Origin of the sequence: Legionella moravica DSM 19234, assembly GCF_000423305.1 — a bacterium.
Lineage (GTDB): Bacteria > Pseudomonadota > Gammaproteobacteria > Legionellales > Legionellaceae > Legionella > Legionella moravica.
The window spans coordinates 43,746-59,972 of record NZ_AUHS01000014.1; the positions used below are offsets into that span (position 1 = coordinate 43,746).

Genomic DNA, 16,227 nt, shown 5'->3' on the forward strand with positions numbered 1-16,227 from the left:
GTGTTTAAACTTATTTATTACCTAATAAAGCCTGCTCAACCAAAGCAATTTGTTGTTGAGCATGCAACGCCGGACTGCCCACTGCCGGAGCGGCAGCAAACTCTCGACCTGCATAAAGCAATGTTTGCTCTGGACGTAAGCAATCTCTCATATTGTGCTGAGATGAAAACCAAACGCCCTGATTTTGAGGCTCTTCCTGACACCAAACGACCTCATTGGCTTGTGGGTATTTGTCCAGTTCGGCCAATAATGCTTTTTTGGGAAATGGATACAGTTGCTCAATGCGTACTATGGCAATATGATTCAACTTCTTTTCACGCCGCATTTGCAATAAATCATAATAGACCTTACCGCAACATAACACCACTTTTGTTACTTTAGAGGCAGTCAAATCATCAATTTCAGGAATAACCGTATAAAATTTGCCTGTTGTTAAATCGTCCAAAGGAGAAACAGCCAATTTATGGCGTAATAAACTCTTTGGAGTCATGATAATCAAAGGCTTTCTAAAATTACGAATTACCTGCCGGCGTAACAAATGAAATATTTGAGCCGGAGTCGTTGGAGTGCATACTTGAATATTATGCTGGGCACATAGTTGCATATAGCGCTCTAAACGTGCAGATGAATGCTCAGGTCCCTGTCCTTCATAACCATGAGGTAACATCATCACGAGACCACATAAACGTCCCCATTTTTGCTCACCAGAACTGATAAACTGGTCTATAACTACCTGCGCTCCATTAGCAAAATCACCAAATTGAGCCTCCCAAATGACCAAATGGTTCGGTTCAGATGAGGCAAAACCGTATTCAAAGGCCAAAACGGCTTCTTCAGATAATACAGAATCAATTACAGTGAAAGACCGCTTGGGATCGGTAGATATCTGTTCCAATGGAACAAAAGAATCACCTGTTGCCGCATCATGCAAGACCGCATGTCGATGAGCAAAGGTACCTCTACCGCAATCCTGTCCTGATAATCGAACGCCATAACCTTCTTGCAATAAGCTGGCGTATGCCATGGTTTCAGCATAACCCCAGTTCATGGGAATTTCTCCATTGGCCATCTTTTCACGCTCAGCGAGTAAGCGCTGAACCACCTGATGCACCTCAAATCCTTCAGGAATCACATTAAGCTTCTTTGTCAGCGTCTGTAACTCGGTTTTGCTGATTGTGGTATCTGCTTTATCCGTCCACTTGGCATTCATATAAGCTGACCAGTCTATGGAATATTTCCCTTCATAATCTTCATGAACGACATCAACTACTGCTTTACCTTGATCCAGAATGTCTCTGTATGAATCAACAAATTGATTGACATCAGTTTGGGTCAGTATGCCTGCATTGATTAATCGTTCAGCATACAGTTCGCGCAGCGGACGCATGGATTTAATTTTTTTATACATCATTGGCTGGGTAACCGCAGGTTCATCTGCTTCATTGTGGCCGTTGCGTCTATAACAGACTAAATCAATAACGACATCTCGCTTGAACTTCATTCTAAAGTCAAATGCGATTTGAGTTGCAAATACCACCGCTTCAGGATCATCTCCATTAACATGCAGCACAGGAGCCTGGACCATTTTCGCTACATCAGTACAGTATAAAGTAGACCGCGCGTCCAATGGATTACTTGTGGTAAATCCAATCTGGTTATTAATAACGATGTGAATTGTTCCACCGGTTGAGTACCCTCTGGCTTGAGAAAAGTTAAAGGTTTCCATCACGACACCCTGACCAGCAAAAGCAGCATCACCATGAAGAACTACAGGAACAACAGAATCTTTTTTCAATAAATCGTTACGTCGCTCCAGTCGCGAACGAACGGAACCTTCAACAACAGGACCGATAATTTCCAAATGAGAAGGATTAAACGCCAAAGCCAAATGCAGAACAGCTCCTGATTCAGTCTTAATATCAGAAGAATAACCAAGATGGTATTTCACATCACCAGTTCGGTCGTACTTAACTTTTCCTTCAAACTCCTGAAATAATTGGCCTGGTTCTTTACCCAGAACGTTAACCAGTACGTTTAGACGGCCTCGGTGAGCCATTCCAATCACAACTTCCTTAACCCCATCTGTGCCGGCTTTATTAATGATTTCTTTCATCATGGGAATTAAAGAATCACCACCTTCGAGTGAAAAGCGTTTTTGCCCCACATATCGGGTTCCCAAGTAGCGCTCTAAACCATCTGCAGCAATTAAGTCTTTTAAAATTGTTACTTTTTTCTCAGAATTATAAACAGGACGCCCGCGAACAGACTCCATACGCTGTTGCAACCACTCAATTTCTTCCGTATCGGAAATATGCATGTACTCAATACCAATACTACGGCAATAAGTTTCTCGAAGTGCTTTGTACAGCTCTGCTAGTGGCATTTCTGGCCCGTTAAAACTGGTGCCTGCGAAAAAGGAGCGATTTTTATCTACATCAGCAAGATGGTGATAGGCTAGTTCCAACCGAGGAACATGAGTTCGTTCTGCCATCCCAAGAGGATCGAGATCCGCAGCCAAATGGCCTAAAGCTCTAAAATCATTGATCAGATTGGCTACCTGATATTGTTGGCTATCAGCGGACTGAACGACATGACTTACTTTCTTATCAGCATTCTGCAAAAAGTACTCTCGTATTTCTCTATGAGATACATCAGTATCCGCACCATTGGTTTTAGGCAATGCACTAAAGATTGCCCTCCAATCGTCCGATACCGAATTCGGATCAGCAAGATAATCCTCATAAAGGCTATCTACGTAAGCCATACTTCCACCAGACAAATAGGAAGAAGCCCATTCATTTTGCAGATTGGAACTGCTCATTGTTCTCTCCAAAGGGTTTACCCGGTCATTTTTAACCCGCTTATTTGATACAAATCAAAGAATTAGCAACTTGGTCAAATATTTATTTTGTGCCATGTTGCCAAGCGTTCTGACTGCATTCAAAGCGGCAAGTACTGTTTCCAAATGAAACAGTACGGGTTAAACGATTCCGGGATGATTCTTATATCAAGTTTCCTGTGTCAACATTTGCGTGCGAATTTTAGCAATCGCTTGCGATGGATTGAGTCCCTTCGGGCACACATTCGTGCAATTCATAATAGTTCTACAACGAAATACACTGAATGGATCCTGTAATTTATCCAAACGGTGTTGCGTCGCTGTGTCACGGCTATCAGCTAAAAAGCGTCTTGCCTGTAAAAGCCCTGCAGGGCCAACAAATTTTTCTGGATTCCACCAGAAAGATGGACAAGAGCTGGTACAACAAGCGCATAAAATGCACTCATACAGCCCATCCAGTTGAGCTCTCTCTTCCGGAGATTGCAAACGTTCCTGAGCGGGAGCCACTTGATCATTTTGCAAATAGGGCTCTATACGTTCATATTGTTGATAAAATTGACTCATATCAACGGCCAAATCGCGTATCACCGGGAACCCGGGTAAAGGACGTATGACGACTTTATCCGAATTTAGCTGAGATAAATGCGTAATACATGCCAGACCATTAGTTCCATTAATGTTCATACCATCAGAACCACACACCCCTTCTCTGCACGAGCGTCTATAAGTGATTGAGGGATCCTGCTCTGCTTTCAAGCGCTCAAGCAAGGTCAGAATCATTGGATCGCTTTTAACCGGGATCGCTATCTCATAATCTTTCATATAAGGTTTGTCATCCACCTCGGGATTATAACGATATATCGACAGGGTCACATTTCTACTATCAGTCATTATATATCCTCTTTAATAAACGCGTTCTTTCGGTTCAAAGGGCTCAACGTATTTGGGTGATGTGTTCACCGGACGATAATCAAGTACCTCGCCTTCCTCAAAATACAACGTATGTTTAATCCAGTTCGCATCGTCACGAGCGGGAAAATCTTCCCTGCTGTGCGCTCCTCGGCTCTCAGTTCGGGCAATAGCCGATTGAGCAGTAGCGTAGGCAGTTGCCATTAAATTGTCCAATTCCAACGCAGTAACTCGTTCGGTATTAAAGATATGACTTTTATCTTCCAGTTTAGCATGGGCCAATCGATCGCGAAGCGCCTGTAATCGCTTTAATCCTGAAGCCATAACGTCACCAGTACGAAACACACCGAAATCTTCCTGCATGACGCGTTGCATTTCATCACGAATGATTGCAGGACTTTCACCATCTTTTGATTGATCCCAACGATTATATCGCACCATTGATGCGGCAATATCGTCTTCACTGATGTAAGGCATGTCAGGCAATTGGTTGGATTGCCATAACTCTTCAACATGCAAGCCAGCTGCCCGTCCAAATACCACCAGATCCAGTAATGAGTTACCGCCCAGACGGTTTGCGCCATGAACGGATACGCAGGCACATTCACCTACAGCATATAACCCCTCGACCAAATGTTCTTCACCGTTGGTTTTGGTGATCACTTGACCGTGCATATTGGTGGGTATGCCCCCCATACTGTAATGGCATGTAGGAACGACTGGAATGGGTTCGAGAATCGGATCTACTCCGGCAAACTTCATGGACAACTCACGAATACCAGGTAAGCGCGACATAATCAGATCGGCGCCGAGATGATCCAGTTTCAATTTGACATGATCGATACCTTTAGGATCAAACCCTTTACCGGCTCTTATTTCCAGAGCCATGGATCGTGCCACGACATCTCGAGAAGCCAAATCTTTTACTCGAGGAGCATAGCGCTCCATAAAGCGTTCCCCATCTTTATTAATCAGATAACCGCCCTCACCTCTACATCCTTCAGTAACCAGAGTACCCGCACCCGCAATACCGGTCGGATGAAATTGCCACATTTCCATATCCTGTAATGGAATTCCCGCTCTGAGAGCCATTCCAAATCCATCACCTGTATTGATGTATGCATTTGTTGTCGACTGATAAATTCGTCCTGCTCCACCAGTCGCAAGGATGCAGACTCTGGTCTGGAAAAACACGACTTCGCCGGATTCAATATTCATTGCGGTAACGCCCGAAATACGTCCATGAGCATCCTTGACGAAATCAAGGGCATACCATTCGCTGAATACATGTGTTTTTGCTTTGATATTTTGTTGGTACAGAGTGTGCAGTAGTGCATGACCGGTTCTGTCAGCTGCTGCGGCTGTTCGTGCAGCCTGTTCTCCGCCAAAATTTTTGGATTGACCACCAAATTGGCGTTGATAGATTTTACCACTCTCCATACGTGAAAAGGGTAAGCCCATATGCTCTAATTCATAAACGGCTTCAGGGCCGGTTTTACACAGGTATTCAATACAATCCTGATCGCCAATATAATCGGCGCCTTTGACGGTATCGTACATATGCCAACGCCAGTCATCAGCGTGTGAATTTCCCAGGGCTACAGTAATTCCCCCTTGGGCAGAAACAGTGTGAGAGCGGGTTGGAAAAACCTTGGATAACAGCGCTACTTTTAATCCTGAATTGGCCAACTGCAGCGCAGCACGCATTCCAGCACCACCAGCGCCAATAATTACTGCATCAAATGTATTACGTGGAATTGTCATGCTTATTGTCCCCAAACAATCATTAAGCCCCAGATAAACTGACTCAGAAGCCATAGAACAACCACCATTTGTACTGCCAAACGTAAAGCGGTACATTTCATATAGTCCGTTGTCACTGTCCAAATTCCGATCCAGGCATGCAATGACAATGCCAGCAACCCAATTCCGGTTGCTATTTGAAACAGCGTATTAGTGAACAATAGGTGCCATTGTTCAAAATTTAAATCTGGGTGATTGATCAAAAAACACAATAAAAAAATGGAATAGGCTGCAAAATATATCGCAGTAACTCGTTGAATCAACCAATCTTTTAACCCATTACCTGTTAAGCTAGTGACATTAGTTACCATATCCAGATTCCTAGAATAATTGTCAAAATAACTGAAAGAACTATAACTAAAATGGAAGTGCGTCGGCCTGTTGCCAAATGTTCGCCAAACCCCATATCCATTATAATATGTCGGATACCAGCCAGAATATGATAAGCCAGTGACGCGCTAAAAGCCCACAGCACTAATTTATAAAAAGGGTTTGCAATCATGCTTTTCATTTGGGTAAAACTTTCTTCTGATTGAAGCGAAAGCCCCAGAATATATAACATGATGGGTAACAGTATAAATAATAGTACCCCAGAAATCCTATGCAATATGGACGCAATCGCCATAGGAGGAAATTTTAAAGTACCTAAATCAAGATTAACCGGTCTCTTCTTGTTCACTATTGGTTTCTTCCTCATTAGAAAATGTTGTAAATATAGCACCTTCTCAAATACAACTCGAATCAGCCTATTCTCATCCTAATCCATATTGATGATTCCTATCCTGATCATTGCATTATTATCAAGCTGATTTTCTTGCAAAACCTCAAATCAGGTGACGATAGTACAATTTAGAATGGCTAAATTTCAATACACGCAAGCAAGTATAGCACTCTGTTTTTATCACGCAAAGTTAAGTCGGTAAGTAAAATTCAGAACCAACTGGCTAATTGGCCCAACTGGTACTATTATTAAACAAAACAGTTACTTGGAGGTCTTAATGCTCACCAAAAGGCCAATATTTAATCAGCACTTAAAATGTGTCGCTTATGAAATTTTATCTTATCAAAATCTACAATCAAATGAAGAATTAACCAACAATCTTTTAGAGTTAATTACCAATTCGGATACTCAACTTCCGCTGTTTGTGCCTTTTGCCTTTAAAGTGTTTCTGGAGCCATTAGATCCTCCATTAAAAAATCCAGTTATTTTAAAATTGTCCGCTGAAGAAATCGAATCAATATATTCAGTAACTGAATTACAAGAGTCTGTCTTTTCAATTGCCTTAATCATCAACACATCACAACAACTGGCTTGGCTTAATTTTGCCGATTATATTGCCCTGACGGATCAACTAATGACTCAATCTGACGTAAACAGGGTTGTTCAATACTGTAAGGCAAAGCATCGAAAAGTGATCGGATACGGCATCGCGCAACCAGCCAGTTTCGATAAATGCAAAGCAATGAACATGGATTATTATTGTGGCGATTTTCTTTTTCAACTAAGCCATACAGTTCATGACAACATCGCAGCAAATAAATTGAATCTCATCCAGCTGATTCAGACGGTTCAAAAAGATGACTGCGATTTTAATGATATTTCAACGCTAATTCAGTCAGATCCCTTGTTAAGTTATCAAATCCTCAGAGTTGCAAACTCTATTGGAATCTCAGGCGGACAAACTATAGAATCGATTGACCAGGCTATCGCTCGTTTTGGTTTAATCAATTTGAAAAATTGGGTTATGCTGTTTTCCATGAAAAATATTTCCAATAAACCAGTAGAGATATTAGAATCAGCGCTTATCAGAGCTTATATGACAAGAGAACTGGCTGAGGCCAGCACGAACATCAATGGTCAAAGCGCTTATACGGCGGGATTGTTATCCATATTGGATTGCTTGTTAAATAAACCCATGCAAGAGCTGATGGATCAAATCACCTTGGCCGAGGACATAAAAAAAGCCTTAATAGGCCAAAAAGGCACTTTGGGAACACTACTGTCTTTAGTCATCGCTTACGAACAAGGACAATGGGAACAAGTACCTGCAGAAAATTATAATGGGGTAGATATCAGTAAATTATATATCGATAGTTTGGCATTGATAACTGACAGTTCAAAAGCCATGCATGAATGAGATTTAATATAAGGTACACCATGTTTTTGATTCGCTATCTGGGGGCTCTTTGTTATGACGCAATCATAGTCCTGGTATTGTTTGTTTGCCTTACCGCCCTGTTGCTGATAGTAAACAATGGTCAGGCGATTCCGCCGTCTACCCTTTGGTATCAACTCGCGTTACTTAGTACGGCATTTTTTTATTACCAAGGTTCACTAAGGTTTGGGGGACAAACTCTGGGAATGAGGGCTTGGCGATTTAAACTGACTTCCGTGAATGAGAAAAAAATATCCAATCAACAAATTGTATTGCGATTAATCTATTTTATACCGGCATTATTCCTTGCCCCTGCATTTTTAAAAAGCAGTTATGCCCTGATAAATAAATGGACCAGTACTGAATTCATCACAAATTAAATAGAGCATTAACGTGATATCCCTGCCGAAGCTGGATTAGGTAATTGCTTGTAAGTATCACGCGGTGCTTCTGATGGATATCCATACCCTTTATCTGCTATGCGTTTCACAGTTTGTAAGTAACGCTCGCCCCATTGACCCGGATCAAAATTAGTAACGACAACGTTATAGCTTAAATTGATAATGGATTCAAAAGCCTTTCTTTGCGCAATTTCATGACCACCGAAGGCTACCTGAACTTCATCTTCCACACTCACGCCACCAGACTTCAGACGCTCGACAAGGATATTAATCATTTTCTCTATGGTATAAAATAATTTACACATGGACATCCCGGCGGTATACATATCTTCACTTTTAGAAGTAGATAATTTGTGACCCGAATCGTGTATGTCATAAACAAATTCAAGATCATTGGATCCTGGAATAGTTTCTGGCTTTATGATGATGGGTGGAGAGATAGCCTCAATATGAGGAGAAGTAATGTAAAGATGAAAATCAGCCCAATGCCACCATATTTGATAAACACGTTCCACCAAGGTGATTGGATTATTCAAATCATTTGTTACTTCCAATTTGCGAACATCGAAACTGACTTCCGCAAAACCGGGGTTCTCTATATTCTCAGAGTCAGCCATCTATTTACCCAAGTATAAAATGAGATAAGTTTATATTAGCCCAAAATTGAATAATGAGCACGAACGATGTGATGAATAAAGGTAAAAATCACGTAAAATTAGGTTATAACCCACCGAATAACTTATGTGATGGCCTGATAAATGCTCGTATGTTCACAAGATAGATAAGAGCGCATCACATAACCGACTGATAATATTCAGGAGGGGTGCGGCATTTAAAGCAGGAACTTTGGCACGCTCCCTTCTCTTGGCATTTTTTGATAGCGCCTTTATTGAGCCATATATCCAGCATGGGTTGCAGAGCAGGAAGATCCAGGCGAAATTCTCTGGTCAATTGCTGGGTGCTGACAACACCCTCTCGACGAATATAATCACGAATTTGCAACAACACCATTCTTCTCCATATTTGTTCCACTGTATTTAAATACAACGACCACCAAAAACAGGCTCGATATCATGGCACTTATCCATAAAGCGCTTTGTTGGGGATGCTCAAAAAATTGTGTTAGTTGATAAAACACAACAGCTACCGCATAAGCAACTACAAAAGACCAAATTACGGAAGTCCACATCAGTTGCCGGTTTGCTTCCTGCCTGATTACCGCCATAGTGGAAACACAAGGGATATAAAGAAGAACGAAAAGCAAATAAGCATAAGCCCCAGCCTGTCCATCAAAACGTTGAGACATCATACCGTACACTGATTTGGATACCTCACTATCCGCAGCACTGGCCAAAACGGGATTCCATAAAGCAGAACCGAGCTGAGATAAATTCTCCGGAATGGACCAAAATGCATCCTTAATTCCAGACCAAAAATCAAATTGAGCGGCGGCCACTTCCCCTAGATGGCCTACCTGGGCATACAGTGTATTTAAGGTGCCCACGACTACTTCTTTAGCTAACATGCCAGTCAATAAACCTACTGTTGCTGGCCAGTTGTCCTGATGAATACCCATCGGGGCAAACAGGGGAGTTATCCACTGTCCCATTATAGAAAGTAATGATTCAGTACTGGCCTCACCGGTATTAATTCCACCACCAAGAGTAATTGCATTCAATCCTCCCAGAATAACGCAAATTGGAATAATTAGTTTTCCAGCCCGAAAGACAAAGAATTTTAACCTCATTAAGGTTTCTTTTAACAAACGCTTCATTGCAGGTTTATGATAAGCGGGTAATTCCAGGATTAACGGTGAGGAGTGACCTTTTAATGTGGTTTTACGCAAAATAAAGCCCGTTAAAACAGCCATTAAAATACCAATCAAATACAAAGAAAATACGACGTTTTGCCCGCCAGAAGGGAAAAATGCAGCAACAAAAACAGCATAGATAGCCAATCGAGCACTGCACGACATAAAGGGGCTCATCATAACGGTCAATAAACGGTCTCGCTCGGAATCAAGGGTTCGTGCTGCCATAATCGCCGGAACATTACAACCGAAACCAACAATCATGGGCACAAAGGACTTGCCGGGAAGCCCCATGGCTCGCATCGCTTTATCAACGACAAATGCAGCTCTTGCCATGTAACCTGAAGTTTCCAACAAAGATAAAAAGAAAAACATGGATGCGATAACAGGAATAAAAGTTAAGGTCGTATTAATCCCCTTACCCACTCCATTAGCAATTAAAGCAATGATCCAGTTCGGTGCATGCATTTGCTGCAACAGCCAAGCACTGCCCTGAACAAAAACAGTATCCGTTCCTATGTCAAAAAAATCCTGAAATGCCCCGCCAATATTGATAGAAAACAAAAACATCAAATACATCATGGCAAAAAATATTGGCAAAGCCCAAAAGCGATGCAAGACGATTTTGTCCAATTTCGCCGTAAAATGCTCACTGGCATCGCTTTTCTTTTGTTGAACAGCCGAAACAATCTGGTGAATAGCCTGGTATCGAGCATCTGCCAAGAGTACATCAATACCAAGATTGTTGTTTTTTGCTTGGTCCCAGTCAATTTGCAAGGATTTATGCCCAGGTAATGAATCGCCTTCAGCAAGTCTGCGTGAATAATAATAGGAAAGAGATTGACTGTATCCTTCACTGACTAATCGGGTTTCTAAGCTGTTTAATGCCTGCTGGGCTGGTTGTGATAAGGGTAAGGATAATGGTATCAGTTCTGCAGGAGCAGATAATAACATGTTGAGTAATTCTGGTATGCCAATATTTTTATGCGCCTGAACGGGAATTACCGGACATCCTAATTGCTGTTCCAGCGCCTTAATATCAATCGTAATACCACGCTGCTCGGCGATATCCATCATATTCAAAGCCACAATTACAGGCTTTCCCAACTCCAATATTTGCGTGGTTAAATATAAATGTCGTTCTAAATGGCTGGCATCAATCACATTGATGATGCAATCTGACTCCAAATTGACTATGGATTGGGCCGCGATCTGCTCATCCTGGCTCATGCCTTGAGCATTTGCCACCAAAGAATACACACCGGGTAAATCGGTAATTTCAATTAAATGAGTACCGACAGAACACTCGCCTGTCTTCTTTTCAACGGTAACGCCTGGCCAATTTCCAACCTGCTGGCAGTCTCCGGTTAAAGCATTAAATAAGGTGGTTTTACCACAATTTGGGTTTCCTACTAATAAAACCTGAGTCATAGACGCTCCAACACTAATTGACTCGCTTCTTCTTTGCGAAGCGTCAAGGATGTTCCCCTCACCTCAACTTGGACAGGGCATCCCAAGGGAGCGATTCGTACAACAGAAAATTCTACGCCTCGAGTTATTCCCAAGGATAACAGTCTTCTTCTGTATTGCAGATCAGTGGCGCCAAAATCAACCAATCGCACTCTGTCTCCACCCACTAATTCAGAAATGTTCATCATGCACTACTAAAAAATAGTTTAATAAAATAATTATACCACAAATGATATCGAGAATCATTCTCAATTAAGCGAAAAAATATACATCAACCCTTGAGTCTTGCTAATCATTAACTGGTTCCATTACACGCAACAGCCTAAATCATATTTTGCACAATTCGACGAGGATGCCTGGCAAGATAGTCAACCGACTGCATCTCCATCAAACGGCTTAAAGTGCGTTTAAAAGTATCCTTCATTTCGCCTTGTACATACAGTTCCTCAACAGGAACCTCAGCTGACATGATAATATTTATACCTCTATCATACATTACGTCAATAAAATGAATAAACATTATAGTTTGCAAGGTATGATTCACTGTTAAACAGGGAATGCCACTGACGAAAATGGTATTAAACTGCTCTGCCAACTCCAGATAATCAAGTTGGCTTCGTGGTAAATTACAAATGACGTCAAAAGAAAACCAAATTGTTTGAGAACCGTGTTTAAGATAAGGAATATCCCTGCTCTGTATGACGATTGAACCATTGAGCGTGTATTCCTTGACCAATAAGCGAAACTGTTGTTCCATCGCATGTTCTGTCTGGTCATTTAAGGGATACAAATAAGCGTCTAATAAAGGCTGATGCCCAATACGGTAATCTTTTTTTTCTGGGATTTTAAGTACTTCGCAGTTGTTTTTAATGATCTCTATAGCAGGTAAAAATCGCTCTCGATGCACTCCATTCAAGTATAAATCATCAGGACTCGTATTAGACGAGATAACCAGTATCACGCCATGAGTATTCAATGCTTGAAACAATTCAGCAAGAATCATTGCATAAGCCACATCATGAACCAAAAATTCATCGAAACATAATAAGCGAGTCGATTGGGCAATCTCTTTGGCAATGTGACGTAAAGGATCTCTTCTTCCCTGAAATTGCCTTAATTTATAATCAATTTGTTGCATAAAATGATGAAAATGAAATCGTGCTTTTTTCTTTTCATCGATGTATTGATAAAACAAATCCACCAAATAAGTTTTTCCAACCCCGACAGGTCCGTAGAGATACAATCCCTTAATTGATCGTTTACGTGGCCATTGAAACCAGGACTTAGAGTCCTGGGTTAATTCATCTGCAAGCAGTTGCATGTGGATCAAAATCTCTCGCTGATTGAGATCATCCTCTATTTCACCCCGTTGAATCGCTGCTTCATACTGCTTCATTAAATTCATGATGTCTGAATCCAGTCTCCAAGCCAGTCAATTAATCTGATTTTAAGCTCCACCAATTTTCCGTGAAAAAAATGTCCTGTTTCAGAAAATTCAATCACAGGAAGAATAGGCTGTGATTGTTTTGCAAAATCAATTACTAAAGAACTGGGGACTACCTCATCAGCATCACCTTGCACAATGAGCCATGGCTCTGGCTGAGAATCAAATTCTCGATAATCATAATGATGCACCGGAGGGGCAATCGTAATTAATATATTGGGTTTCGACTGAGCTGCCGCTCGATAACAAACATAAGACCCAAAAGAAAAACCGGCAAAAATCAATTTCATCTCAGGTTGCTCTTTTTGCCACGAGCGAACCAATTCAAGCAAGTCATTACTCTCACCCAAACCATTATCATAAACGCCACCCGACTGCCCTACCCCCCGGAAGTTAAAACGTAATGAAGGTATTCCCAGTTCCTTAAAAACCCGGGCCAAAGTAGTCACTACCTTATTATTCATAGTACCCCCTTGCAAGGAATGGGGATGTCCTAAAAAGGCAACATAAGGGGTATTAATGTTCTCAGGAACGGTTAATACTGCTTCAATTTGACCAGCCAATCCCTCAAGAGCCAAAGAATGCTCGCCCGGGGTATTTAATTTATCAATGAATTGCATAAAAAACCTGTTATTATAAAATCCATAAATGATACCTCAGATTCACCATAGATTTAACTGCTGATTACTGTGAGTCAGGAATATAGAACTACTGCGAAATAAAGGATCACCACCTATGAATGAACTGCAAGACACCCAGAAAGAAGACTCGGCTCTGCCAGCTGTAAGAAAACCCGTTGAACACGTTCTTTCCAAAAGAGTTATTCTTTTAGTGTTGGTTCCTTCGTTAATAGTGCTGATTGCCATGATTTTATATTTCATGAGCGGACGTTATGTCGAAACAGAAAATGCATACGTCAAGGCAGATAAGATTCCAATCAGTGCCCAGGTTTCAGGAGTGGTTAAAGAAACACTCACTCATGAGAACCAGCATGTAGTTAAAGATCAACTTTTATATCGTCTTGATCCTTCTTCTTATCAAGTGGCATTAGCCAGGGCAGAATCTCGATTAGCCAAGGTTCGTATCGATATTCTCGCGCTTAAGGCAGCATACCATGCCAAACAGGCAGAAATTGCTTTGGCACAAACCAAATATAATTTCTCTTTACGCAATAAAAAACGTCAATCCGATCTTGCAGCAAAACATTTCACTTCCACGTCAACTCTCGATGAAGCCAAAGAAGGATCTGAACTTGCAGCACAACAAGTTATGGCTGTAGAACATGATTTGGAACGCTTGGCCGAATCTCTGGCGGGCAGTGTGGATGAACCGATTGAAAAACATCCTACCTACTTAATAGCGAAAGCAGAACTGGATCAAGCCAAACTGGATCTCCAGCATACAGAGGTTCGAGCGCCAATTTCTGGTACCATCAACTCGCCACCCAAACCGGGACAATTCATTTCGGCCGGGGCCATTACCATGACGCTGGTCACTAATGACCGCCCCTGGATCGAAGCAAACTTCACAGAAAAAGAACTCACGAACATTCATCCCGGTCAATCCGTTACCGCAACCATAGACATCTATCCCAAGCTGAAATGGAAAGGCATCGTTGAGAGCATCAGTCCTGCTACAGGTTCCGAGTTTTCAATTATCCCAGCTCAGAATGCTACAGGAAACTGGGTTAAAGTGGCGCAAAGAGTTGCTGTCCGTATTAAGTTAATCACAACGCCAGACAGCCCCCAACTTCGCTCCGGATTAAGTTCATGGGTGAAAATCGATACACAGGAACATTCTTCTTCAAAGAACAAATCAGCCTGAGTCACTCATTATGCCCAATCTTTTAAAGACCTATCATTCGCATGCCCCGTCACGAAGGGTGTTTATTACCCTGTTCGTAATGCTTGCAACCATTATGCAAGCATTGGACACCACCATAGCGAATGTGGCGTTACCACATATGCAAGGAGGCATGGGCGCTACTCAAGAGCAAATTTCCTGGGTTCTTACTTCCTATATTGTAGCAGCAGCTATTTTTATGCCTCTGACTGGATTTTTAAGCAATAAATTTGGCCGTAAACGCATGTTTACCTGGGCTGTAGTCGGATTTACAGTAGCCTCCATGCTTTGCGGAGCAGCGCAAAGCTTGAACCAAATTGTCCTGTTTCGGTTGCTCCAGGGTGCTTTTGGAGCCAGCCTGGTTCCCATGTCACAATCAGTATTATTAGATACCTATCCTCCAAAGCAGCACGGTGCAGCCATGGCCATCTGGGGCATGGGCGTCATGATAGGGCCCATACTCGGTCCATCCCTGGGCGGATGGTTGACTGAATATTATAACTGGCGATGGGTGTTCTATATTAATTTGCCTATAGGATTGCTGGCATGGCTGGGATTAGCGACCTTTCTTGAGGAAAATAAATTAACTCGAGGTACTCATTTTGACCTGCTGGGCTTTACTTTCCTGGCTGTTGCCATTGGTTCATTACAATTGTTTCTGGACAGGGGGCAATCATTAGACTGGTTAAACAGTAATGAAATCGTAATTGAAGGTATTTTATCCCTGATGTGCCTCTATTTATTCATTGCGCACATTATAACGGCTAAAAATCCTTTTCTTGATCCCGGGATGTTTCGAGATCGTAATTTCAGTGTCGGGCTCATGTTCATTTTTATCATAGGCATTATTTTACTTGCAACCATGGCATTACTTCCGCCTTATTTACAAAGCCTTATGGGTTATCCCATCATCGATATAGGCCTGGTTATGGCACCAAGGGGAATAGGAACCATGGTCGCCATGATGATAGTCGGTAAATTGTCCGGCAAAGTGGATTCTCGCTATCAAATTTTTTTTGGATTGGTGCTAACCAGCTATTCATTATGGCTTATGACTTTATTCACTACAGATATCACCGCCAGCACAATTGTTTATACCGGTATAATTCAAGGATTTGGGTTGGGATTTATTTTTGTTCCTTTATCTACACTGGCCTTTGCAACTTTACCTGAACAATACCGCAACGACGGGACGCCTTTATTCAGCTTACTTAGAAACATAGGGAGCAGCATTGGAATTTCCATCGTTATGACCAAGTTAGCTCAAAATATTCAAGCCAATCATGCGGCTTTTGCCAATTTCATCACCCCATTCAACCAAAATTTAAGACACGCTGGCGAATTAGGAGTCATGAATGTAAAGACTGCCCAGGGCTTAGCGTCACTAAATGCCGAAGTAACGCGTCAAGCCGCTACTTTAGCTTATTTACAGGATTTTCGCTTTATGATGTGGCTGGTACTCTGTGCGCTGCCTTTGCTTTTTTTATTAAAGTCCAATGTGACTAAAACGAAAAAGCACCTCCCCGGTGCCATGCCAGAACTTGAAATGTAAC

General features: G+C 41.8%; 15 protein-coding genes. 4 read left to right on the plus strand and 11 right to left on the minus strand.

Annotation, left to right across the window (positions count from 1 at the left end; all coding sequences use genetic code 11):
• Positions 1-10: 10 nt before the first annotated feature.
• From G543_RS0103465 to sdhC, 5 genes are all read right to left on the minus strand, one after another.
• Entirely contained in the window at positions 11-2,821 is a 2,811-nt protein-coding gene (locus tag G543_RS0103465; protein WP_028383291.1) for a 2-oxoglutarate dehydrogenase E1 component, read from the minus strand.
• A gap of 186 nt (positions 2,822-3,007) precedes the next feature.
• Positions 3,008-3,730, minus strand: coding sequence for a succinate dehydrogenase iron-sulfur subunit (locus G543_RS0103470; protein ID WP_028383292.1), 723 nt, complete (start codon positions 3,728-3,730; stop codon positions 3,008-3,010).
• Between the two features lie 12 nt (positions 3,731-3,742).
• Entirely contained in the window at positions 3,743-5,512 is a 1,770-nt protein-coding gene (gene sdhA, locus G543_RS0103475; protein WP_028383293.1) for a succinate dehydrogenase flavoprotein subunit, read from the minus strand.
• Between the two features lie 2 nt (positions 5,513-5,514).
• The gene (gene sdhD, locus G543_RS0103480; protein WP_028383294.1) at positions 5,515-5,862 is read right to left on the minus strand and encodes a succinate dehydrogenase, hydrophobic membrane anchor protein; all 348 of its coding nucleotides are present in this window, start codon (positions 5,860-5,862) and stop codon (positions 5,515-5,517) included.
• On the minus strand, positions 5,856-6,230 hold the full coding sequence (gene sdhC, locus G543_RS0103485) for a succinate dehydrogenase, cytochrome b556 subunit (RefSeq protein ID WP_028383295.1): 375 nt from the start codon (positions 6,228-6,230) through the stop codon (positions 5,856-5,858). Before sdhC ends, sdhD begins: the two co-directional genes overlap by 7 nt.
• Positions 6,231-6,549: 319 nt before the next feature.
• Here sdhC and G543_RS0103490 point away from each other — a divergent pair, with 319 nt between their 5' ends.
• Complete coding sequence (locus tag G543_RS0103490) at positions 6,550-7,689, plus strand: EAL and HDOD domain-containing protein (protein ID WP_028383296.1); 1,140 nt, start codon at positions 6,550-6,552, stop codon at positions 7,687-7,689.
• 20 nt (positions 7,690-7,709) lie between these two features.
• Positions 7,710-8,087, plus strand: a complete 378-nt coding sequence (locus G543_RS0103495; RefSeq protein WP_028383297.1) for an RDD family protein — start codon at positions 7,710-7,712, stop codon at positions 8,085-8,087.
• Positions 8,088-8,095: 8 nt separating this feature from the next.
• Here G543_RS0103495 and G543_RS0103500 read toward each other — a convergent pair whose 3' ends face one another.
• The 6 genes from G543_RS0103500 to G543_RS0103525 form a co-directional block, all read right to left on the minus strand.
• Positions 8,096-8,725 carry a hypothetical protein gene (locus G543_RS0103500; protein ID WP_028383298.1) on the minus strand — a complete coding sequence of 210 codons (630 nt, stop codon included), beginning with the start codon at positions 8,723-8,725 and terminating at the stop codon, positions 8,096-8,098.
• A gap of 175 nt (positions 8,726-8,900) precedes the next feature.
• Positions 8,901-9,116, minus strand: coding sequence for a FeoC-like transcriptional regulator (locus tag G543_RS0103505; RefSeq protein WP_028383299.1), 216 nt, complete (start codon positions 9,114-9,116; stop codon positions 8,901-8,903).
• A complete protein-coding gene (gene feoB / locus G543_RS0103510; RefSeq protein ID WP_028383300.1) occupies positions 9,097-11,349 on the minus strand; it encodes a Fe(2+) transporter permease subunit FeoB in 2,253 nt (750 codons plus the stop codon). The genes G543_RS0103505 and feoB overlap by 20 nt, the downstream gene beginning before the upstream one ends.
• Positions 11,346-11,573, minus strand: a complete 228-nt coding sequence (locus G543_RS0103515; protein WP_028383301.1) for a FeoA family protein — start codon at positions 11,571-11,573, stop codon at positions 11,346-11,348. The genes feoB and G543_RS0103515 overlap by 4 nt, the downstream gene beginning before the upstream one ends.
• A 137-nt stretch (positions 11,574-11,710) precedes the next feature.
• Positions 11,711-12,793 carry a cell division protein ZapE gene (gene zapE / locus G543_RS0103520; RefSeq protein ID WP_028383302.1) on the minus strand — a complete coding sequence of 361 codons (1,083 nt, stop codon included), beginning with the start codon at positions 12,791-12,793 and terminating at the stop codon, positions 11,711-11,713.
• The gene (locus tag G543_RS0103525) at positions 12,790-13,452 is read right to left on the minus strand and encodes an alpha/beta hydrolase (RefSeq protein ID WP_028383303.1); all 663 of its coding nucleotides are present in this window, start codon (positions 13,450-13,452) and stop codon (positions 12,790-12,792) included. The genes zapE and G543_RS0103525 overlap by 4 nt, the downstream gene beginning before the upstream one ends.
• 115 nt (positions 13,453-13,567) lie before the next feature.
• On the opposite strand from G543_RS0103525, the gene G543_RS0103530 reads away from it, so the two are divergent.
• Positions 13,568-14,656, plus strand: coding sequence for an HlyD family secretion protein (locus G543_RS0103530; RefSeq protein ID WP_028383304.1), 1,089 nt, complete (start codon positions 13,568-13,570; stop codon positions 14,654-14,656).
• Positions 14,657-14,666: 10 nt separating this feature from the next.
• The gene (locus G543_RS0103535) at positions 14,667-16,226 is read left to right on the plus strand and encodes a DHA2 family efflux MFS transporter permease subunit (protein WP_028383305.1); all 1,560 of its coding nucleotides are present in this window, start codon (positions 14,667-14,669) and stop codon (positions 16,224-16,226) included.
• Position 16,227: the final 1 nt, after the last annotated feature.